Here is a 19,847-nt window from a genome sequence, read left to right on the forward strand (position 1 = left end):
CCAAAGGCCTTCATCCCGAAGGCCCACGGCGAGCGATAATTGATTTCGCGAGGCAAGATCGAACTGGTAGTCCATCGATCCGCAGCAGAGAAAAGCGGGTCAAAAGAAACAGAACATCAGCAAAAGTGATATCAATTTGATGGCAAAATACTAAATAGCCACTATTCTGGCGTCAATCTTTCATTCACCCCGCTACCGCCTCGCCCCCCTTTCCCGGACCGCTTTTCACCGCCGGTTCAGCTTGATGAATACCGCTCAATCCCACTGTCCATTGGCCGGATAAAGGGGCGACGGCTACGCTGCTGCCCACAAGAACAACAACGGGAAACAGCGCTGTGCGAACCACCACCCAACACTTTCGCGAGCAGTATCGAGCCGCGGTCAGTCCGCGCTACAACCCCTGGCTGCATGGCGGCTTCGTGCTTGCCTACGGCGCGCTGTGCATTGCGGTGCTGTGCAGCACCCTGGAGCGGGTGCAGCCCACGGAATGGCTGGCGGTGCCGGTGTCGCTGCTGTTCTTCAACCTGTGCATCTACGTGGTGCATCGCTGGCTGGGGCATCACAAGCAGCCTTTCGCCCGGCTGTTCTATGCCCGGCATACCGGCGACCACCACAGTTTCTTCACCCCGGGACTGATGACCTATGAAGAGCGCAAAGACTGGCGGGTGATCCTGTTTCCGGCCTGGCTGATCGTGGTCCACAGCCTGCTGTTCGCCCTGCCGCTGTGGGCGCTGCTGCGCCTGTGGAACGGCAACATCGCGGCGCTGTTCGCCAGTTGCACCTTGGTCGGCTACCTGGCCTATGAAGTTTTCCATGCCTGTGAGCACTTGCCCGCCAGTCATCCCCTGGCGCGCCTGCCCTGGGTGCGGCAAATGCGCCGTCTGCATGAGCTGCATCACCGCCGCGAGCTGATGCAGACGCGCAATTTCAATATCGTCCTGCCGCTGATGGACTGGCTGTTCGGCACCTTGCACTGGCAACCGGAAGAAGTGCCGGCCCCCGCTCCCTTTCCTGACGAGTCCACGCCCATGACCCGCATGCAGCATCAGATCGAGATCCCGCGCAGCGCCGCCGCCACCCTGGCCTACGCCGCCAGCCCACGCTGCTGGCCACAATGGCATCCATCCTCTCTCAACGTGTTGGGTGACGATGGCCCCCTGTTCGCCGGGCAGATTTTCGAGGAAGACATCCATGCCGGCGGACGCAGCGGCCACCTGAACTGGCAGGTCCGGGAGTACCTGCCGGGGCACCGCTGGCGTGCCACCGCCCGGGGCGATCATGGCCTGGAACTGCAAGTGACCTATGAGTGCCAAGCGCTGACGGGCGAACGCACGCGCTTTGTGCGGACCCTGGAATACCGCTTCGACAACCTGCTGATGCGCCTGGGCAATCAGCTGTTATTCAAACGGCGGATAGAGCGAGAATCCGCCGCGTCATTGCTGGCATTGTGCGAGACGGCCCAACAGGCCATCCCGCTGACAACCACCGCCCCGGCCAGCAGCCCATCCTGAAGCCGACCCTGACAGGAGTCCTTGCATGAATCAGATTGCCCCCCGACGCTTCTCCCCCGCCCGCATCCTCCTGCTGCTGGTGGTCGCGATCCTGGCGTTCCTGCTACTGGCACCGACCCGGGTCCAGCCGGTGGCCTGGATCCCGGCCCCCGCCCCCTCACTGAGCCAGGGCACCTATGCCGAGAACCACAAGCTCAAGGCGGTGCAACCCGTGGGCGCTCGGGACATCGACGGGCCCGAGGCCCTGCTTCTGGAGAAGGGCCAACTGATCACCGGCCTGCATGACGGTCGGGTGATTCAAACCAGCCTCGACGGCAGCGCCCTCAAGGTGCTGGTCAACACCGGCGGCCGGCCCCTGGGCCTGGCCCGGCATCCGGATGGACGCCTGATCATCGCTGATGCCATCAAGGGCCTGCTGAGCCTGGACCCGCAAGGCCAATTGCAGACCCTGAGCACCGAAGCCAATGGCCTGAACTTCGGTTTCACCGACGACGTGGCGGTGGACGCCGCCGGGCGCTATGCCTACTTCAGCGACGCCAGCAGCCGCTGGGGCTATGGCCACGACGGCGAGGCGGTGATCGAGCATGGCGGCGACGGCCGCCTGTTGCGCTACGACTTCCAGAGCGGCACCACCGAGGTGCTGCTGGAAGGCCTGGAATTTGCCAACGGCATTGCCCTGGGACCGGACGAGGCGTTTGTCCTGGTCAATGAAACCGGGGCCTACCGCATCAGTCGTTACTGGCTCAAGGGCGACAAGGCCGGCAGCCACGACCTGTTCATCGACAACCTGCCGGGGCTGCCGGACAACCTCAGTTTCAATGGCCGGGAGCGCTTCTGGGTGGCCCTGTATGCGCCGCGCAATGCCCTGCTCGATGGCACCGCGGCCTATCCCCTGGTGCGCAAGATGCTGGTACGGGCCATGACCGTGCTGCCCAAGCCGGTGGAAAAGCGCGGCTTTGTCCTGGGTCTGGATACCCAGGGCCGGGTGATTGCCAACCTGCAGGACGGCAGCAGCGGCAACTACTCGCCGATCACCACGGTGCGCGAGTATGGAGATGACTTGTACCTGGGCTCCTTGAGTGCCAGCCACATGGCGCGGCTGCCATTGAAGGAGGCGCTGGCGCCTTGAGGGTTAGAGTTGCGGGGAGCCACTGCGGGGGTCAGGGCGGACGAACCGCGCTGGGAGAAGTCAGGACGACAAGCCAGTCTGCTAGAAGTTTAGGCGATAAGCCGCGCTGCAGAAGTTAGGGCGGCAAGCCGCCCTGGGGGAGCAAGCTCCCTCGCAACAGTTTGGGAGGTCAGGAACGGGCGGTGAGTTTCTCGGAGATTTCGTCCTTGATCAGCAGGCGCTTTTCCTTGAGTTTCTTCAGTTCGTCGTCCGCGGCGGCGGCTGCTTCGGCCTTGAGCACCTGGTTGTCGATGCTGGTGTACTTGTCGAACAGCGCATTCAGGTGGGGGTCACTGGCCCGACGCTGTTGAATGTCCTCTTTGCTGCAGCTCAGGTCCTGGTAAAGGTCGTGGATCACCGGCATGGAACACCTCCGTGGTTGATGGCAACAAGGGCTTCATTACGCCCCTGCCAGTGATCAGAATGGGCTCGGCGCCCCGGGTCTGTCGACCGCCAATCAGACCAGCGGTCACCGTTCGTCACGGGCACCTGTTCTGGATCAATTTCCGGCCAGGGCCTGGGCCAGGAACGCCGCGGTACGGCTGTTGCGCTGCGTGGCCACATGCGCCGGCGTGCCGCAGGCCACCAGAGTGCCGCCCTGGTCGCCCGCGCCCGGGCCGATGTCCATGACCCAGTCGGCCTGGGCCACCAGGCGCATGTCATGCTCGACCACCACCACGCTGTGGCCCGCCTCCACCAGTTTGTCCAACTGTTCCAGCAGACGGTCCACATCCCGTGGGTGCAGGCCGGTGGTGGGTTCGTCCAGCACGTACAGGGTGGCGCCCCGGGCATTGCGTTGCAGCTCGGTGGCCAGCTTGATGCGCTGGGCCTCGCCGCCGGAGAGCTCGGTGGCCGGCTGGCCCAGGCGCAGGTAGTCCAGGCCGATGTCGCGCAGCACTTGCAAAGCGCGACGGATGCCGGGCTGTTGCGCGAACACCGGCAAGGCCTGTTCGACACTCAGTTGCAGTACCTGGGCGATGTTCAGGCCCTGCCAGGTCACGGCCAGAGTCTCGGGGTGGTAACGGGCCCCCTGGCAAGTCGGGCACGGGGCGAAGACGCTGGGCATGAACAGCAACTCGACGCTGACAAAGCCTTCGCCCTCGCAGGCCGAGCAACGGCCCTTGGCCACGTTGAAGGAAAACTGCCCGGCGTCAAAGCCGCGCTCCCGGGCGGCGGGGGTGGCGGCAAACAACTTGCGCACCTGATCGAACAACCCGGTGTAGGTCGCCAGATTGGAGCGCGGGGTACGGCCGATGGGTTTCTGGTCCACCTGCACCAGGCGCTTGATCTGCTCCAGGCCGGCACTGACCCGGCCGCCGCTGCTCTGCGGCTCGTCGTCTTCCAGGTCCAGCTGCGGCGCCTCCTCGCCGCCGGCCACCTTACCCAGGTGGGCCCCCACCAGTTCCAGCAGGGCCTGACTCACCAGGCTGGATTTACCGGAACCGGAAACCCCGGTCACGGCGGTGAAACAGCCCAGGGGAAACGCCGCGTCCAGGTCCTTGAGGTTATTGCGGGTGATGCCCTCCAGGCGCAGCCAGCCCCGGGGCTGGCGCGGAGTACGCCGGGTCGGGGCCTGTTCGGCAAACAGATAGGCCCGGGTCTGGGAGGCTTCGATGGCGACCAACCCCGCTGGCGGCCCGCTATACAGCACCTGGCCGCCGCGCTCCCCCGCCGCCGGGCCAACGTCCACCAGCCAGTCGGCGCGGCGCATGGTCTGCACATCGTGCTCCACCACAAACACTGAGTTGCCCGCGGCCTTGAGTCGTTGCAAGGCCTCGAACAGGGCCTGCGCGTCCGCCGGGTGCAGGCCCGCCGAAGGCTCATCCAGTACATAGATCACCCCGAACAACTGCGACCCCAATTGCGTGGCCAGGCGCAGGCGCTGCAACTCGCCGGACGACAGGGTCGGGGTGCTGCGCTCCAGGGCCAGGTAACCCAGCCCCAGGTCGGTCAGGGTGCTGACCCGTTCCAGCAGATCCTGGGCGATGCGTTGCGCGGCCAGGCGCTTCTCCAGGGACAGGTTGGGGGTATGCCGCACATCCGGCGCGCCACGGTGCTCCGGGGCACCCTGGGCATGGCGCTGCTGACGCGCAGCCCGGGTCTGCGCCTGGCTCAGCACCTCATCACCGGCCGCCGCCTGCTCCAGGTAGTCGGCCGCCGCCACGGGCCTGAGCACCTCGGCCAGTTGCAGCAACGGCAGGCGCGACAGTTCGCCAATATCCAGCCCGGCAAAGGTCACCGACAGCGCCTCGCGCTTGAGGCGCTTGCCTGCGCACAGCGGGCACGGGCTGCCGCGCATGAATTGCGACACGCGCTTTTTCATCAGCGCACTCATGGTGTGGGTGAAGGTGTGCAACACGTAGCGCCGGGCACCACTGAAGGTGCCCATGTAGCTGGGCTCCTGTTGACGCTTGAGGGCTTCACGGGTCTGCTCCGGCGTCAGCCCGGCGTACACCGGCACCGTGGGGGTTTCCTCGGTGAAGAGAATCCAGTCGCGCTGCTTTTTCGGCAGTTCGCGCCAGGGAATGTCCACGTCGTAGCCCAGGGTCACCAGGATGTCCCGCAGGTTCTGCCCCTGCCAGGCCAGGGGCCAGGAAGCCACGGCGCGCTGGCGGATGGTCAGCGAAGGGTCCGGGACCATGGTCGCTTCGTTGACCTCATACACCCGGCCCAGGCCGTGACACTCTGGGCAGGCACCCTGGGGTGTGTTCGGCGAGAAGTCCTCGGCATACAGCATCGCCTGCCCCGGCGGGTAACTGCCGGCCCGGGAATAGAGCATGCGCACCAGGCTGGACAAGGTGGTCACGCTGCCCACCGAAGAACGCGTGCTCGGCGTACCGCGCTGCTGTTGCAGGGCCACCGCCGGCGGCAGGCCGTCGATCCGGTCCACATCCGGCACCCCCACCTGATCGATCAGCCGTCGGGCATAGGGCGCCACCGATTCGAAATAGCGGCGCTGGGCCTCGGCGTACAGGGTCGAGAAGGCCAGGGACGACTTGCCCGAGCCGGACACCCCACTGAACACCACCAGGGCATCCCGGGGAATGTCCACGTCGACATTCTTCAGGTTGTGTTCGCGGGCGCCACGCACCCGGACAAAACCGGAACTGTGGGTGGGCAGCGTGCTCGTCAGGGGATCATGGGGGGCGTTGCGCGAAGAAGTCATGGACCTGCCTGGAGTCGAAATTCGGGAAGTGTCGCAAACGGCGCGAGCGGCGATCATCACACAACCTGCAGGTGCCGGGGCAAGCCCTGAAGCGGCGGTGCGCAAAGGACTCAGGCCCCCAGCAAGGAGCGCACCATGGCGCTCAGGTCCTCGGGGCCGTAAGGCTTGCTCAACAGATGAGTGTCCGGACTGAGCTGATGATTGCGCGAAATCATGTCCCGGGTGTGCCCCGAGGTGAACAACACCGCAATCGGCGGTGCCTGGGTCCTGGCCCAGGTGGCCAGATCGGTGCTCTTGATCAGACCGGGCATCACCACATCGGTGAAGATCAGGTCGACCTTGAGCCCTGCCATCAGCAATTGCATGGCGGCATCGCCATTGGTCGCGGCACGCACCTGATAGCCCTCGTGCTTGAGCATTTCCACCGCTGCACTGCGCACATCGGCGTTGTCCTCCACCACCAGGATGCACGCCTGCCCTCCTGGCCCACGCGCCGGGCAGGCCGGCGCACGCTGGGCCTCCTGAGCGGCACTGCGGGCGAAATACATCTGCACCCGGGTGCCCTGCCCGGGAAGGCTGAGGATGTCGATATGGCCGCCGCTCTGCTTGACGAACCCGAACACCATGCTCAGGCCCAGGCCGGTGCCATGGCCGTCGGACTTGGTGGTGAAAAACGGCTCGAAAGCCTGCTTGAGCACTTCAGGGGACATGCCGCTGCCGCTGTCGGCCACGGTCAGGCGCAGGTACTCGCCGGGGATGATGTCCTTGCCGGTACAGAAGCTGCGGTCCAGCAGCAGATTCTCCGCGCTGATGCTGATGGTGCCCTCGCCGCCCATGGCGTCCCGGGCATTGATTGCCAGGTTGAGCACGGCGTTTTCCAACTGATTGCGGTCCACATGAATGCACCAGGGCTGGTCGGGCAGTTGCACCTTGATAGCAATGGTTTCACCCAGGGCACGCTGCAGCAGTTCACCCAACCCCTCGTACAGATGGTGCGGGTTGTAGATCGCCGGCGACAACGGCTGGCGTCGGGCAAAGGCCAACAGTTGGGTCGACAGCTTGGCCCCGCGCTCCACCGCCGCCAGTGCGGCCCCGGTACGGCGCTGCACATTGGCGTTGTCCGGCTCATGGCGGGCCAGCAGGTGCAGGTTGCCGGAAATCACTTGCAGCAGGTTATTGAAGTCATGGGCCACGCCACCGGTGAGGCCGCCAATGGCTTCAAGCTTCTGTGCCTGACGCAACTGCTCCTCGGCGCTCAGCCGTGCATTGACCTCTTCCAGCACCCGCTGCTCGAGGTTGCGGGTCATTTGCCGCAGATCATCCTCGGCGGCCTGCCGGCGCTGTTCGGAAATCACATGGGCGGTGGTTTCCACGACGATCGCAATGACCCCGGCGGGTGCCTGGTCATCACCGGCCACCGGGCTGTAGTAGAGGTCCAGCCAGACGTTTTCCGGTTCGCCGTTGCGCAGCAGCACCAGTTCCTTATTGCGATAGGACAAGGTGCCGCCACTGAGGCAGGTGTTCATCACGCCGCGATTGAACTCGGCCACTTCCGGCCAGCCCAGCTCCACCGCGCAGCCCAGCAGATAAGGGTGGCGCCCGCCAGCGAACACCGCGTAGGCATCGTTGTAGATCATGTAGCCCAACGGCCCCCAGAGCATCACCATCGGCACCGGCGAGCCGAGCATCAGTTGCACCGTGCTGCGCAGGCTATGGCTCCAGTGCTGCAATGAACCCAGGCTGGTGACGGACCAGTCGAAGGCACGGATGCGTTCGGCCATCTCGCCTTTCCACCCCTGGCACCCGTGATGATCTGATAAGAACGGCATGAACGGACTCTACGAAAAACGTGATACAGCATGGGTTTTCAAGAGGTTGCGCACAGCCTCCAGAGCCTTTGAGCACGGCCCGGGCGGATGGTTTCACGGTTTTCAGCCCTGGACCGGAAAACCTGGACACGCCCGGTTCAACAGCACTGAACACACAGAATAGGCGATCCCGGCCAGTCCAGGAGGACGCCGCTAAGCGCCCCCCTGGCAAAGGGCGGATTGCCCGCCCGCAAGGCCTCAGTCGGTGCCGTATTTCGGCGAGCGCGGACCGTACAGTAGACCGGTGCGTTGCCCGGCCGACAGCAGGCGCTGGCTGGTGATGCCGGCGATCGGGTGCCCGGCGTCGGTGGAGGTGTTGATGATCTGCTTCACCGCGGCAGTGATCAGCATGCCCACCAGGCCGCCGCTGTTGCCGCTGTTGCCTTCCTCGCTGGAGGCGCGAGCGCTGCCGGTCCACAGGGTGGTGCCGGTCTTGAGGTCTACCAGGGTGGCGCTGGCGGTGACCACGGTCTCGCTGCTGATCAACATGTAGCTGGTGCCATATTCCTTGACCGTGATGTACAGCCCGGCGTCGGCGCCGAAGATCTGGTTGAGCTTGGCCGGCGACAGGCCGTGGATGTCCGCCGGATTGGTCAGCCCGTTGTGGCGGAAGGTTTCATCCACCACGGCAATCGGCATCACGTAGTAACCGGCTTCGGCCAGGGGAAAGGTTACCTGGGACAGCATGCTGTAGGTGGCCTTGACGTCCGGCGACTCATTGAGTGGCGGCAGCACCAGGATCGACTTCGGCCGGGCCTGCTTGTAGGCCGAATAGTCCACGGTCTTGGGTGCAGCGCAGCCCACCAGCAGGCTGACACTCAACAGGCCCAGGAGGTTGCGCAAGGTGGTGAAGTTCATTTAGCGGCTCCCTGCTTGGCGTTCTTCAACAGAAAGTCCATGTACGAGGCGGACTCGGGGAACAGCGCCTTCTCGGTATTGAACTGCTGCACCATCTGGTCATCCTTGCCCAGGCCCGCGTAGAGCATGCCCAGGTGCGCGTGGTAACCCGGCGGCACCGCCTTGCCGGTGGACTTGATCTTCTGCAGGTCGCGCTCCAGCGCCTCGACCTGGGCCTCGCGGGCTTCCTCGCCCTTGAAGTATTCGTAGGTCTGGGCCTGGTAGGTTTCCCACTGGTACAGCGTCTTCGGCCCGCTGCAGCCGGCCAGCAAAACGCTGCCCAGCAAGGCGCCGGCCAGCAGTGGCCGCGCGGTGAAGGTCTTGAACATGCTTACGTCTCCCTGTCAGCAGTATTGATCAGCGGCCGGGTTTCCAGGCCCCGGCATCGATGGCTTCGACCATGCGGTTGACCGCCTCGCGCATGGCCAGGTCCAGCACCTTGCCGTTGAGGGTCGAGTCGTAGGAAGCGGTGCCGCCGAAGCCGATCACTTCACGGTTGGACAGGGCGTACTCGCCGGCACCCTGGGTCGAATACACCACTTCGGAAGTGCTGATATTGACGATGTTCAACGCCACCTTGGCGTAGGCCACCTGGGTCTTGCCGCGGCCGAGAATGCCGAACAACTGGTGGTCGCCGGTTTCCTTGCGGCCGAACTCGGTGACGTCGCCGGTGACCACGAAATCCGCGCCCTTGAGTTTCTGCGCCTGGCCCTTGATCGCGGCTTCCTGCTGGATCTCGCCCATGTTGTCGCGGTCCAGCACGTTAAAACGGTTGGTCTGCTGCAGGTGGGTGATGAGGATGGTCTTGGCCTGGCCGCCGAGGCGGTCGACGCCGTCGGAGAAAATTCCGCGCATGTAGCTGGAACGGTTATCGAACTTGCCCACCGCCATCGGCACCCGGGCCCCGGTCCACACCTGGCTGGCGCTCTGGACCTTTTCCACCGGCAAGGCGCGGGAGCTTTCAGTGGCACAACCGCTCATGCCCGTCAGCACCGCCAGTGCTGCAGCGGACAACATCAACTTCGAGATCACTCTCACTCTAGGTTCCTTTTTGAGTATCCATTTGGGTGCACCGTCTCGATGCACTTTCGCCCTGCCGTAAGCCTCTGGCCCCAGTCTGTGGGGGCTGGAAAAGCATCGGCGGGACGTTCTGAAACTTGATGCAGGGGGCATCATCGGCGGCGATTATGCCAAAGCGCCACCATACCGAAAAGGAATAAAAAATCATCAGCGTCCACCTGTCTCCGCTCGCAAAACCTAGGGGCCGGGAGCTGTGTAGCCGCTGCCGCAGGCTGCGAACGGCTTGGGCGGCATTCCGACGCAGGAGACGTAAAGTCCTGAGACAGCCAGAGGCTCGGCAGCAGATCGCCAAGCAAGGCCCTGCGGGCCTTTGCGCAGCCTCGCCATGGCTCGGCAGCGGCTACAGGCCAGTGCCGAGCCTGACTTTTGTAGCCGCTGCCGCAGGCTGCGAACGGCTCCGCAGGAGACGCAAAAGTCCTGAGACCGCCAGAGGCTCGGCGGCAGTCAGCGAAAATCCCGACTGCGCACGCTGATGCCAGCCAGCAACGGGCTCAGATCCGTCAGGCGTCCGGCAATCAGGTGGCGCACTTCGCCCTCGGTCTCCAGGGTGCCGTCGACCTTGAGCAACTGCGAACCCACCAGTACCCGACGCTGGCGTTCGGCCAGGTCGCGCCAGACCACCACGTTGACGTTGCCGAACTCGTCTTCCAGGGTGACGAAGGTCACCCCGCTGGCGGTGCCCGGGCGCTGGCGCCCGGTGACCAGCCCGGCCACGCTCACCGAACGCCCGTGCTCAACCTCCAGCAGTTCCCGGGAACTGCGGCAGCGCCGGGCCTTGAGCTGCGCACGCAGCAGCGCCAGAGGATGGGGCCCCAGGGTGGTGCCGAGGCTGTGGTAATCGGCCTGCAAGTCTTCGCCGACGCTGGGCCGGGGCAGGTTCACCGGGGCCTCCTCCTGGCGTGGCAGATCGGCGAACAGCCCCAGTTGCTTCTCCACCCCGGCCACTTCCCAGCGTGCCCGGTAGCGATCCCCGGCCAGCGCCCGCAGGGCTCCGGCATCCGCCAGCAGCTCCTGGGCGCGGACGTCCAGCCGGGCGCGCTCGGCCAGGTCGGCAATATCGACAAAGCCCCGCTGCCGGCGTGCGCTCTCGATGCGTTGGCCGTCCTCCTGGCGAAAGCCCTTGATCATGCGCAGCCCCAGGCGCACGGCCGGCTGCCCGGACAGGCCCTGTCCAGCGTCCAGGCTGCAGTCCCAGTCACTGGCGCTCACCTCCACCGGCAAAATCTGCAAACCGTGGCGCCGGGCGTCCTGGAGGATCTGGTCCGGACTGTAGAAACCCATGGGCCAGCTGTTGATCAGGGCGCAGGCGAAGGCCGCCGGTTCGTGGCACTTGAGCCAGCAACTGGCGTAGGTCAGCAAGGCAAAACTGGCGGCATGGGATTCGGGAAAGCCGTAGCTGCCAAAGCCCTTGATCTGCTCGAAGATCTGCGCCGCGAACTCGTCGCTGTAGCCGTTCTTGCGCATGCCCTGGCGCAGCCGTTCGCGGTGCGGCTCCAGGCCGCCGTGGCGCTTCCAGGCGGCCATGGAACGGCGCAACTGGTCGGCCTCCCCCGGGGTGTAGTCGGCGGCGACAATGGCGATCTGCATCACCTGCTCCTGAAACAGCGGCACGCCCAGAGTTCGCTTGAGCACCGCTTCCAACTTCGACGACGGATACGTCTCCGGCTCTTCACGGTTACGCCGACGCAGGTAGGGATGCACCATGCCGCCCTGGATCGGCCCGGGGCGGACGATCGCCACCTCGATCACCAGGTCATAGAAGTTCTGCGGCTTGAGTCGGGGCAGCATCGACATCTGCGCCCGGGACTCGATCTGGAACACGCCGATGGTGTCGGCGCGACCGATCATCTGGTAAGTGGCCGGGTCTTCGGCCGGAATGCTGGTGAGGCTGTAGCGCTGACCGCGGTAGCCGTGGATCAGGTCGAAGCAACGGCGGATGGCGCTGAGCATGCCCAGGGCGAGGATGTCCACCTTGAGCAGGCCGACCATGTCCAGGTCGTCCTTGTCCCACTGGATCACCGTGCGCTCGGCCATGCTCGCGTTCTCCACCGGCACCAGATGGTCCAGGGGCTGCTCGGAAATCACGAAGCCGCCGGGGTGCTGGGACAGGTGCCGGGGAAAGCCGATCAACTGCCCGGTCAGGCTCAGGACCCGGCGCAGCACCGGGCTCTCGGGGTCGAAACCGGCCTCCTGCAGACGCTCGACGCTGGGCGGCGTATCGCTCCAGTGGCCGCAGCAGTCGGCCAGAGCGTTGACCTGATCCGGCGGCAAGCCCAGGGCCTTGGCCACATCGCGCACCGCCCCGGCGCCGTGGTAGGTGCTGACCACCGCGGTCAGCGCCGCGCGGTGCCGGCCGTAACGCTGGAACACGTACTGCAGCACCTCTTCGCGGCGCTCGTGTTCGAAGTCGACGTCGATGTCCGGCGGCTCGTTGCGTTCCCTGGACAGGAAGCGCTCGAACAACAGGGTCGAGCGGTCCGGGTCGATCTCGGTGATGCCGAGGACGAAACACACCACCGAGTTGGCCGCCGAACCCCGGCCCTGGCAGAGAATGTGCTGGCGCCGGGCAAAATCGACGATGTCGTGCACGGTAAGAAAGTAGCTCTCGTAGCCCAGGTCGCTGATCAACGTCAGCTCATGCTCGATCTGCTGCAGCACCTCGGCCCGGGCTCCACCGGGCCAGCGGCGCAGAATGCCGCGCTGGGTCAGCACCCGCAGCCAGGAGCCGGCGTCATGGCCGTCGGGCACCAGCTCCCGGGGGTATTGGTAGCGCAACTGGCCGAGGTCGAACACGCAGCGTCCGGCGATGACCAGCGATTCGTCGAGCAAGGCCTGCGGGTACAGGCCTTGCAGCACCTCGATGGGCCGCAGGTGACGCTCGCCGTTGGCGAACAGCCGCTGCCCGGCCTCGGCCACCGGCAGGTGATGGCGGATCGCGGTCATGGTGTCCTGCAAGGCCCGGCGCCCGCGCACGTGCATGTGCACATCGCCACAGGCCACGGCCGGCAGCCCCAGTTGCCGGGCCAGGGCCAGCCGCTGTTGCAGGTGCCGGGCATCGTCCTGGCCGCAATGCAGTTCCAGCGCCAGCCATAGGCGCTCGGGGAATATCTGGCGCAGCCAGTGGCTGTGGTCCGTCGCCGGGCCATCGTCCGTCAGCCACAGGGCCAGCAGCCCCGGCAAGGGTTCGATGAAGTCCTCGCGCAGCAGGCGATAACTGCCCTTCTCCGCCCGGCGCCGGGCCCGGGTGATCAACCGGCACAGGCCCTGGTAACCCGCCAGGTCCTCCACCAGCAGCACCAGGCGCGGGCCGCCCTCGACCTGCATTTCGCTGCCGATGATCAGCTTGAGGCCAGTATCGCGTGAGGCCTGCCAGGCCCGGACAATCCCCGCCAGGGTGCATTCATCGGTGATCGCCAGGGCCTGATAGTCCAGGGCCTTGGCGCGCTGGAACAGTTCCTGAGCGCTGGAAGCTCCGCGCTGGAAACTGAAGTTGGACAGGCAGTGCAGCTCGGCGTAAGCCCTCATGCGAACCAGCCTTGCAGCAGCAAGGGCCCGGGCTCGCCGACCTGACGATAGGCCCAGCCCTGCTGGCCGGCGCAGGTTTCGATCAGGTAGTAGTCGCGGCGCACGTCGGCGCCGTCCCACCAGCCGGACTCGATGCGCTCCGGGCCCATGAGAATCCGCACGCTGCCTTCGTTCAGGGCCTGGGGTTCAGTGAACAGCCAGCCAGGACGGCGCAATCCGGGGCTGGCCGGACAGGGGCGCGGATCAGTCTGGGTCTGCCAACTGCGCTCCGGTCGATGATCAGCGCGATGCCCCAGGCCCTGCACCGCGTCATCCCCCAGGCGCGCCCGCAGGCGTTCGCGCAACTGCTCCCAGGGCAGGTTCTGCTGCGGGCGCTCGTCGAACAGTTCCGTGTGCCGGGGCACGAACAGCGGCAGGTCCTCGGCCACCAGCCGCAGGTTGCGCACCGGCGCCGGCACCTGGATCTGCTCCAGGCGCCCACGGGCCAGTTCAAACAGCATCGCCGGATCGCGCTCGGCGCTGAGCAGCCCCACCGGGATCAGGGTGTCGGCGCCTTCGGCATGTTCCAGGTGCAGGGCAAAACGCTGCACCCCGCTGTCGCGGCCACAGAGAAAGGCCGCCAGATCGGCAGTCAGCCGGCGCAGGGGAAACAGCAGCGCCTGATGGGACAGCACATCGAAATTCAGCTCGATGCGCAGGTCGAAACGGTCCGGCGGCTGATAGAACGCCAGCCCCAGCGGACGCTCACCGAGCAGGGTATCCAGGTGCTTGAGCAGGCTGCCGTCAAAACGCCGGGCCAAGCTAGACCGGGGCAGCTCCCGCAACTGCTGGAAGCTGCGCACTCCCATGCGCGACAGGGCCGTGGCCTGCTCCGGGGCCAGGCCCAGGCGCTCGATGGGCATCGCTCCCAGGGCCCTGGCCAGGGCCTCGCCGTCGGCCACCGCCAAGCCGTCATAGGCATTGGCCAGGACCCGAGCCGCCGCCGGATTGGGCGCGGCGACGATGCGATGACGAAAGCCCAGGGCCTGCAACTCCCGGCGCAGGCGCGCCTCCAACTGCGGCCAGGGGCCGAACAGGCCCAGGCTGGACTCGATCTCCAGCACCAGGGTACGGGGGTAGGCCACGCTGACCTGGGAGCTGAAGCCATAGGCCCAGGCGGCGAGAAACTGCTGCCAGTGCTCGATCTGCTGCGGATCGTATTCGGCGCTGGCAAAAGCCTTGGTCAGGGCCTGGGCGGCGGTCAGCGATTGCCCGGGGCGCAGGCCCAGCTCGCGGGCGGCGCCATTCACCGCCTGGATCACCCGGCGCTGCGGGGTGCCACTGAGCAGCGCCAGGGGCGCCTCGGGTTCGGCGCGCTGACGCAGCACGGCGTCCAGCGCCAATTGCGGGAACAGAATGCACACCCAGCGCATGCCAACCTCAGTGCCCGGCGGGCCAGGCAATCGGGGCCGGATGGGCCAGCCCGCCCCGGCACTTGAGTACCCGCAACTGCACGGGGCGACCCTGCACGCTGATCCTCAGGGCCGCCGGCGACGGGTTGTGCGCGGCGTCCAGGGGCCGGTAGGCGAAAGCCAGGGTCTGGCCGCTTTCCGCCGCCACCTGCAAGCGCCGCAGGGCGCGGTCGTCGACTTGTTGCGGCCAGCACAGCACCGCGCCGCAACTGCCAGAACGCAGGCATTGCTCAGCGGCCCACAAGGCATCGCGCTCCCCGGCCTGGATGATCGACAGCTGGCGCACATCCACCCCGGCGTTCTGCCAGGCCTGGGGATAGGGCACGAAGGGTGGCGCCACCAGCACCACCCGCTCCCCCGCCGCGGTCAGCCGCGCCAGGCTCGGCCACAGCAACTGCAGCTCGCCCAGGCCCTGGGCGGCGATGAGGATTTCCGTCAGCGCCGCCTCCGGCCAGCCGCCGGTGGGCAGCACCGCATCCAAAGCAGCATGCCCCGTCGGCTGCAGGCTGACCGGCGCGGCCGCCGGGCGGCCTTTCCATACCCGTCCGCCATTGAACAGGGTATCCAGTGCGACCACGGCACCCATCAGCCTGGCCTCACCAGACCGCAGAACACACCTTCGATAAACAGTTCGTGGTCGTCGGTAACCTCGATCGGCTGATAGGCCGGGTTGCGCGGCAACAGGCGAATGCCCTGCCCCTTGCGCTCGAAACGCTTGATGGTGACCTCGCCGTCCAGGCGGGCGATCACCGTCTGGCCGTTACGCACCTCACTGCTGCGGCGCACCGCCACCAGATCGCCGTCGAGGATGCCGTCATCAATCATCGAATCGCCCTGGACCCGCAGCAAATAATCCGGAGTGCGGGAGAACATCCCCGGGTCCAGCCACAACTGGCCGTGTATGTCGGCATCGACGCCAATCGGCGCACCGGCGGCCACCCGCCCCAGCACCGGGATCTCCAGCAGCTCCGGGCGCCGCGGCTGATTGAGCAGGCGAATGCCCCGGGCCTGATGGGGGTTGACCTCGATAAACCCGGCCTCGGTCAGCGCCAGCACATGCTTGCGCGCCACGCTGCGCGAGGCAAAACCGAACGCCTCGCTGATTTCAGCGAGGCTTGGGGGCTGGCCATAATCGGCGATGCGTTCGCGGATAAAGGTCAGGATGGCACTGCGGCGGGGGGATAAAGTCTTCATGGAGTACATTTGTACTCCTCTCGGATTTATCTGACAAGAACCGCCAATCAGTCCTGCCAGAAAACCATCGTCGATGCCGATGAACGCCCGCAACCGCCTGTCGTCAGGCGCCCGTCAAGGCTGAATCTGCCCACCACTTGGCATAATATGCCAACGCCTTTCCTCACACGCCCAGCCCAGGAGCACGGCATGCCAACGCGAAACGTTGTCCTCACCGCCCATCAAGAGCAGCTCATCAACAACCTGGTCAAATCCGGTCGTTACCAGAACGCCAGCGAGGTCATGCGCGAAGGTTTGCGTCTGCTGGAACAACGGGTTGCCGAGGAAGCCGCGAAAATCGAGGCATTGCGCCAAGCCGCTGCGATCGGTATCGCGGACCTGCAACAAGGACGCTTCAGCCAGGTGCGGGAAGAAAACCTGCAGCACTACCTGGATGAGCTGGGACTGGAAGCGATCGCCACGGATCAAGAGCAACACTGAGATGGTCCAGTAGCGGATCTCCAATGCAGCCCGAACCGACATCGTCGATGCACTGCGGTTTTCCCAAAGACACTTTGGCGAAGCGGCCCGCGTGACTGGCACCCGCCTCAAGAACGCCTTCGCTGGCAAGCCAGCTCCTACACGGAAATGCCCTGCCCCCGGTAGGAGCCGGCTTGCCAGCGAAGCGGCCCGAAAGACCGCCGCCATTGGCTCAGCCGCGCTGCAGGATCCGATCCATGACCCAATCGGTCTTCAGGGCTTCGCTGGCCAGGGCCGGGTGCCGGGACTCGCCGCGGATATGGGCGTTCATGCCCTGCACGTGATGCCACTGGATGTGCTCGGGGTGCTCGATGACCAGGCTCAGGGTCTCTTCGGCTTCAAGTTGCAGCGGATGCTCGTCGAACACGGAAAAGCTGATGCGCCCCTGGCTGCCGATGATCTCCACCCGGTCCACCCGGCGGTCGGCGACGAAGTTCCAGGCGCCGCTGCCCAGGGCCCCGCAGGCGAAGCGCCAGCTGGCGCTGACCGCGTCCTCGGCGGCATACAGCCCGGCCTGGCGAGTGCTGATGCCGGCCACCTCGACGATGTCCCCCAGCAGGTACTGGAACAGGTCCAGGCCATGACTGGCCAGGTCGGCGAAGTAACCGCCACCGGCAATCCGTGGGTCGGTCCGCCAGTTGGCCGCGCCGCTGCGGTCAGCCTCGGAGGCGGCCTTGCTCAGGCTCCAGTGCAGGTGCCGGACCTCACCGATGCGGCCATCCGCCAGCCATTGCCGCACCTGGGCAAAGCGCGGCAGGGAACGCCGGTAATAGGCCACGAACAGGTGCAACCCGGCCTGCTGGAACGCCTGCTGCATGGCCCGGCTCTGCCCGGCATGCAGGGCCATGGGTTTTTCCACGCAGCAATGCTTGCCGGCGGCGGCCACTTGCAGGCTGTAGGCGTAGTGGCTGTCGGGGGGCGTGGCGATGTACACCGCGTCCACCTCGGGGTCGTCGATCAGGGCCTGGGCATCGGTGTAGTAACGAGCAATGCCGTGGCGCCGTGCATAGTCGCGCACCGCCTCGGCGCGGCGGCCCATCACCGCCACCAGCGCTGAACCCGGGACCTTGTAGAAGGCCGGGCCGCTCTTGCGCTCGGTGACGCTGCCGCAACCGATCATGCCCCAGCGCACGGTGCCCAGCGACCCGGTCTCGGTATTCATTTCGCCGCTTGCAACGCGCGCAGGTCGAGCTGGCCGTTGTGCAGCGGCGGGCACCAGTAGTAGCCACCGGTGATCGGCCGGCTCATGCGGTACAGGCCGTCGACGATGCCGTCCTCCAGGCCGCTCATGCGCCGCAGCTGGACTTCGAAGGCGTTCAGGCTGTGACCGAAGGCGAGGAACATCAGGCCGCCCTTGTCACCTTCGATCCAGGGCATCGAACGACGCACCATGAAGGCCTCAGGGGTGAAGCTTTCCTGGGCGGTGCGCTTGACGTGGGCCGATTCCGGGGCATCGTCCAGCTCTTCGTTATCGCTCAGGCGCCGGCCGATGATGTGGTCGCGCTCTTGCTGGTGCATCGCGGCAAAGCCCTTGAAGTCGTGCTGCCACTGCTGGATCGCGGCAAAGCTGCCACCGCGCAGGCCGTCTTCACCCTCGGCCAGCGCCGCAGCCACGGCGGCCTCTTCATGAGGATTCTCGGTGCCATCTTCATAACCGGTCAGGTCGTGACCGCTCTTGTGGCGGAAGGCTTCCTGCATGCCGACCAGACGAAAGGCCGGGGCCAGCGCGGCCTCCAGTTCGTTGCTGCGGTGCAGCAGTTCGCCGCGCTCCTCACCGTGCAGCCAGACCCACAGCGCGTGCTGGGTCGAAGGGTTGTCGACACCGACGCCGGTCAGCGCCGGGAACGCCTTGAGCCCTTGCACCCGGGCGCCCAGGGCCTTGACCAGCGATGCGCCAAAGCCTGCCACCGCCGTTGCGCCGTCCACCCGCGCCAGCAACTGGTCGAGGGCCTGGGGCAACGCCTCAAGGGACTCAAGGGCAAAGAACAAATGACGGGCCTGGGACGGAACGGGTGCAGCGAGGATGCCGGGCTGGTAGTAACTCATGGGAACTCCTGAATAAAGGCGGGGAGTTTACCGCTGTGCGGCGCAGGCGTCAGTGCCGTTGCGCAACGGATTGGCAACCGGCGGCAACAGCACAGCTCCGGCCTGCGCCAAGGGACTGCCCGGCCCACCCGGCAGCCGCTGGCGGGCGAAGCCGGGGCGCCCCTAGTGGATCCGATAGTGAAAGGTGTTGCGCACCGCCGGCACCGTCACCGCCTGACCGTCGATCAGCCGAGGCTGGTAGCGGAAGGTCGCCACCGCCGCCAGGGATGGGCGCATGAACAGCGGGTGGCAGCCGTCGATGACCTTGGGGTTCTCCACCCGGCCCTGGGGATTGACGCTGTATTCCACGGTGCAGTCGCCTTCCAGGTTCTTGTCCAGGGCTCGCTGCGGGTAGTCCGGAGCCTCCTTGCTCAGGGGCTGGTACTGGCGGCTGTCGGCGGCGGCCTGGGCCGCCTGCTGGCGCGCGCGCTCGGCGGCCAGCCGCGACTGTTCGGCGCGCTGGGCCTGGGCTTGTTCCTGGGCCAGGCGTTGCTCGGCGTCGCGCTGGCGCTGTTCGGCGTCCAGGCGCTCGCGCTGCTGGCGTTGCTGCTCCTGCACCTGCTCACGTTTCTTGTCGTCCACACGCTTGCGCGCCAGGGCCGCCTGTTCCAGCTTCTGCGCCTGCACCTGGGGGTCTACCTGGGGTCGACTCGGCGGCGGCGGAGCCGCTGGCGCGGGCGGTGGTGGCGGTGCCACCTCGGCCACCGCCGGCAGGGGTTCGGCGGGGGCGGCGGGAGGCGCCAGCATCACCAGTTGGGTGGTCAGCACCGCCGGCGCCTCGACCTGGGGTTTGTCCACCGACCAGCCCAGCACCAGCGCCGCCAGCACCCCGGCGTGCAGGGCCAGGGCCAGGGTCGCCGCCAGGCTGTTGCGCCAGAAGCCGGAGGCTTCGGGCCCCATGGGAAGCACCGTGGGGCTGTGGATGATCATCGCCGTCATTGCGGGGCCTCGGTCACCAGCCCCAGGTTGTGCACCCCGCCCTGCTGCAACGCGGCCATGGCCGCCACCACGCTGGCGTAGGCGGCATCCTGGTCGGCACGGATGTACACCTGGGTGTCGCCGCGCTGGGCAATCACCTGGGCCACCTTGGCGCGCATCTGCTCCAGGTCCACGGCGCTGTCGGTCTGGTGCCGGGTGTCGAGTTCGCTGCCCAGGTTCCAGTAGTAGCCGCCCTCGGCCTTCACCGACAGGGTGAGGATCTGCTGGCGGCTGTCGGTGGCCAGGGCCTGGCTGGCGACCTTGGGCAATTCGATCTTCACCCCCTGGGTGAGCATCGGCGCGGTGACCATGAAGATCACCAGCAGCACCAGCATCACGTCGATGTAGGGCACCACGTTCATTTCCGCCTTGGGTCCGTGCTTGCGTTGCGGCCTGACTAACATC

17 protein-coding genes are annotated in these 19,847 nt (G+C 66.2%); 3 read left to right on the forward strand and 14 right to left on the reverse strand.

The features are described from left to right. The first annotated feature begins 335 nt into the window (after positions 1-335). Together DWF74_RS04050 and DWF74_RS04055 are read left to right on the forward strand one after the other, a co-directional pair. Positions 336-1,511, forward strand: a complete 1,176-nt coding sequence (locus DWF74_RS04050) for an SRPBCC family protein (RefSeq protein WP_115580405.1) — start codon at positions 336-338, stop codon at positions 1,509-1,511. 25 nt (positions 1,512-1,536) lie between these two features. Further along, positions 1,537-2,640: an SMP-30/gluconolactonase/LRE family protein gene (locus DWF74_RS04055; protein WP_115580406.1), complete on the forward strand. Its 1,104-nt coding sequence runs from the start codon at positions 1,537-1,539 to the stop codon at positions 2,638-2,640. A gap of 169 nt (positions 2,641-2,809) precedes the next feature. Here the strand turns inward: DWF74_RS04055 and DWF74_RS04060 are convergent, their stop codons facing one another. The 10 genes from DWF74_RS04060 to lexA all read right to left on the reverse strand — a co-directional run bounded on the left by DWF74_RS04060 (position 2,810) and on the right by lexA (position 15,869). Continuing rightward, positions 2,810-3,043 carry a DUF465 domain-containing protein gene (locus tag DWF74_RS04060; protein WP_102864849.1) on the reverse strand — a complete coding sequence of 78 codons (234 nt, stop codon included), beginning with the start codon at positions 3,041-3,043 and terminating at the stop codon, positions 2,810-2,812. A gap of 135 nt (positions 3,044-3,178) precedes the next feature. After that, complete coding sequence (locus DWF74_RS04065; protein WP_115580407.1) at positions 3,179-5,845, reverse strand: ATP-binding cassette domain-containing protein; 2,667 nt, start codon at positions 5,843-5,845, stop codon at positions 3,179-3,181. Positions 5,846-5,955: 110 nt separating this feature from the next. Then, a complete protein-coding gene (locus DWF74_RS04070; protein ID WP_102864847.1) occupies positions 5,956-7,674 on the reverse strand; it encodes an ATP-binding protein in 1,719 nt (572 codons plus the stop codon). Between the two features lie 237 nt (positions 7,675-7,911). Continuing rightward, complete coding sequence (locus tag DWF74_RS04075; protein WP_102864846.1) at positions 7,912-8,571, reverse strand: DUF799 domain-containing protein; 660 nt, start codon at positions 8,569-8,571, stop codon at positions 7,912-7,914. Continuing rightward, positions 8,568-8,939 (reverse strand): DUF4810 domain-containing protein, encoded by a 372-nt coding sequence (locus DWF74_RS04080; RefSeq protein ID WP_102864845.1) that lies wholly within the window; start codon positions 8,937-8,939, stop codon positions 8,568-8,570. Before DWF74_RS04080 ends, DWF74_RS04075 begins: the two co-directional genes overlap by 4 nt. Positions 8,940-8,967: 28 nt before the next feature. Further along, the gene (locus tag DWF74_RS04085; RefSeq protein WP_162884148.1) at positions 8,968-9,627 is read right to left on the reverse strand and encodes a CsgG/HfaB family protein; all 660 of its coding nucleotides are present in this window, start codon (positions 9,625-9,627) and stop codon (positions 8,968-8,970) included. A gap of 507 nt (positions 9,628-10,134) precedes the next feature. Next, positions 10,135-13,215: an error-prone DNA polymerase gene (locus DWF74_RS04090; protein ID WP_115580408.1), complete on the reverse strand. Its 3,081-nt coding sequence runs from the start codon at positions 13,213-13,215 to the stop codon at positions 10,135-10,137. Continuing rightward, entirely contained in the window at positions 13,212-14,627 is a 1,416-nt protein-coding gene (locus tag DWF74_RS04095; protein ID WP_115580409.1) for a Y-family DNA polymerase, read from the reverse strand. Before DWF74_RS04095 ends, DWF74_RS04090 begins: the two co-directional genes overlap by 4 nt. A gap of 7 nt (positions 14,628-14,634) precedes the next feature. Further along, positions 14,635-15,252, reverse strand: a complete 618-nt coding sequence (gene imuA / locus DWF74_RS04100) for a translesion DNA synthesis-associated protein ImuA (protein WP_115580410.1) — start codon at positions 15,250-15,252, stop codon at positions 14,635-14,637. After that, a complete protein-coding gene (gene lexA / locus DWF74_RS04105; RefSeq protein WP_115580411.1) occupies positions 15,252-15,869 on the reverse strand; it encodes a transcriptional repressor LexA in 618 nt (205 codons plus the stop codon). The genes imuA and lexA overlap by 1 nt, the downstream gene beginning before the upstream one ends. Positions 15,870-16,049: 180 nt before the next feature. On the opposite strand from lexA, the gene DWF74_RS04110 reads away from it, so the two are divergent. Next, complete coding sequence (locus DWF74_RS04110) at positions 16,050-16,340, forward strand: type II toxin-antitoxin system ParD family antitoxin (protein ID WP_115580412.1); 291 nt, start codon at positions 16,050-16,052, stop codon at positions 16,338-16,340. 211 nt (positions 16,341-16,551) lie between these two features. Here DWF74_RS04110 and DWF74_RS04115 read toward each other — a convergent pair whose 3' ends face one another. The 4 genes from DWF74_RS04115 to tolR form a co-directional block, all read right to left on the reverse strand. Further along, positions 16,552-17,520, reverse strand: a complete 969-nt coding sequence (locus DWF74_RS04115) for a Gfo/Idh/MocA family protein (RefSeq protein WP_115582415.1) — start codon at positions 17,518-17,520, stop codon at positions 16,552-16,554. Positions 17,521-17,537: 17 nt separating this feature from the next. Beyond that, on the reverse strand, positions 17,538-18,425 hold the full coding sequence (locus DWF74_RS04120; protein ID WP_115580413.1) for a Dyp-type peroxidase: 888 nt from the start codon (positions 18,423-18,425) through the stop codon (positions 17,538-17,540). Between the two features lie 162 nt (positions 18,426-18,587). Further along, positions 18,588-19,403 (reverse strand): energy transducer TonB, encoded by an 816-nt coding sequence (locus tag DWF74_RS04125; protein ID WP_115580414.1) that lies wholly within the window; start codon positions 19,401-19,403, stop codon positions 18,588-18,590. Further along, entirely contained in the window at positions 19,400-19,846 is a 447-nt protein-coding gene (tolR, locus tag DWF74_RS04130) for a protein TolR (protein ID WP_115580415.1), read from the reverse strand. The genes DWF74_RS04125 and tolR overlap by 4 nt, the downstream gene beginning before the upstream one ends. Between the last annotated feature and the right edge of the window lies 1 nt (position 19,847).

The organism is Pseudomonas protegens, from assembly GCF_003363755.1.
Taxonomy (GTDB): domain Bacteria; phylum Pseudomonadota; class Gammaproteobacteria; order Pseudomonadales; family Pseudomonadaceae; genus Aquipseudomonas; species Aquipseudomonas danubii.

Excerpts from the sequence above, each read along its gene's own strand:
- DWF74_RS04065 (WP_115580407.1), bottom strand. The coding sequence starts at position 5,845 with ATGACTTCTTCGCGCAACGCCCCCCATGATCCCCTGACGAGCACGCTG.
- DWF74_RS04125 (WP_115580414.1), bottom strand. The coding sequence starts at position 19,403 with ATGACGGCGATGATCATCCACAGCCCCACGGTGCTTCCCATGGGGCCC.
- DWF74_RS04120 (WP_115580413.1), bottom strand. The coding sequence starts at position 18,425 with ATGAGTTACTACCAGCCCGGCATCCTCGCTGCACCCGTTCCGTCCCAG.
- DWF74_RS04085 (WP_162884148.1), bottom strand. The coding sequence starts at position 9,627 with ATGTTGTCCGCTGCAGCACTGGCGGTGCTGACGGGCATGAGCGGTTGT.
- imuA (WP_115580410.1), bottom strand. The coding sequence starts at position 15,252 with ATGGGTGCCGTGGTCGCACTGGATACCCTGTTCAATGGCGGACGGGTA.
- tolR (WP_115580415.1), bottom strand. The coding sequence starts at position 19,846 with ATGTTAGTCAGGCCGCAACGCAAGCACGGACCCAAGGCGGAAATGAAC.
- DWF74_RS04080 (WP_102864845.1), bottom strand. The coding sequence starts at position 8,939 with ATGTTCAAGACCTTCACCGCGCGGCCACTGCTGGCCGGCGCCTTGCTG.
- DWF74_RS04090 (WP_115580408.1), bottom strand. The coding sequence starts at position 13,215 with ATGAGGGCTTACGCCGAGCTGCACTGCCTGTCCAACTTCAGTTTCCAG.
- DWF74_RS04070 (WP_102864847.1), bottom strand. The coding sequence starts at position 7,674 with ATGCCGTTCTTATCAGATCATCACGGGTGCCAGGGGTGGAAAGGCGAG.
- DWF74_RS04060 (WP_102864849.1), bottom strand. The coding sequence starts at position 3,043 with ATGCCGGTGATCCACGACCTTTACCAGGACCTGAGCTGCAGCAAAGAG.
- DWF74_RS04075 (WP_102864846.1), bottom strand. The coding sequence starts at position 8,571 with ATGAACTTCACCACCTTGCGCAACCTCCTGGGCCTGTTGAGTGTCAGC.
- DWF74_RS04095 (WP_115580409.1), bottom strand. The coding sequence starts at position 14,627 with ATGCGCTGGGTGTGCATTCTGTTCCCGCAATTGGCGCTGGACGCCGTG.
- DWF74_RS04055 (WP_115580406.1), top strand. The coding sequence starts at position 1,537 with ATGAATCAGATTGCCCCCCGACGCTTCTCCCCCGCCCGCATCCTCCTG.
- DWF74_RS04110 (WP_115580412.1), top strand. The coding sequence starts at position 16,050 with ATGCCAACGCGAAACGTTGTCCTCACCGCCCATCAAGAGCAGCTCATC.
- lexA (WP_115580411.1), bottom strand. The coding sequence starts at position 15,869 with ATGTACTCCATGAAGACTTTATCCCCCCGCCGCAGTGCCATCCTGACC.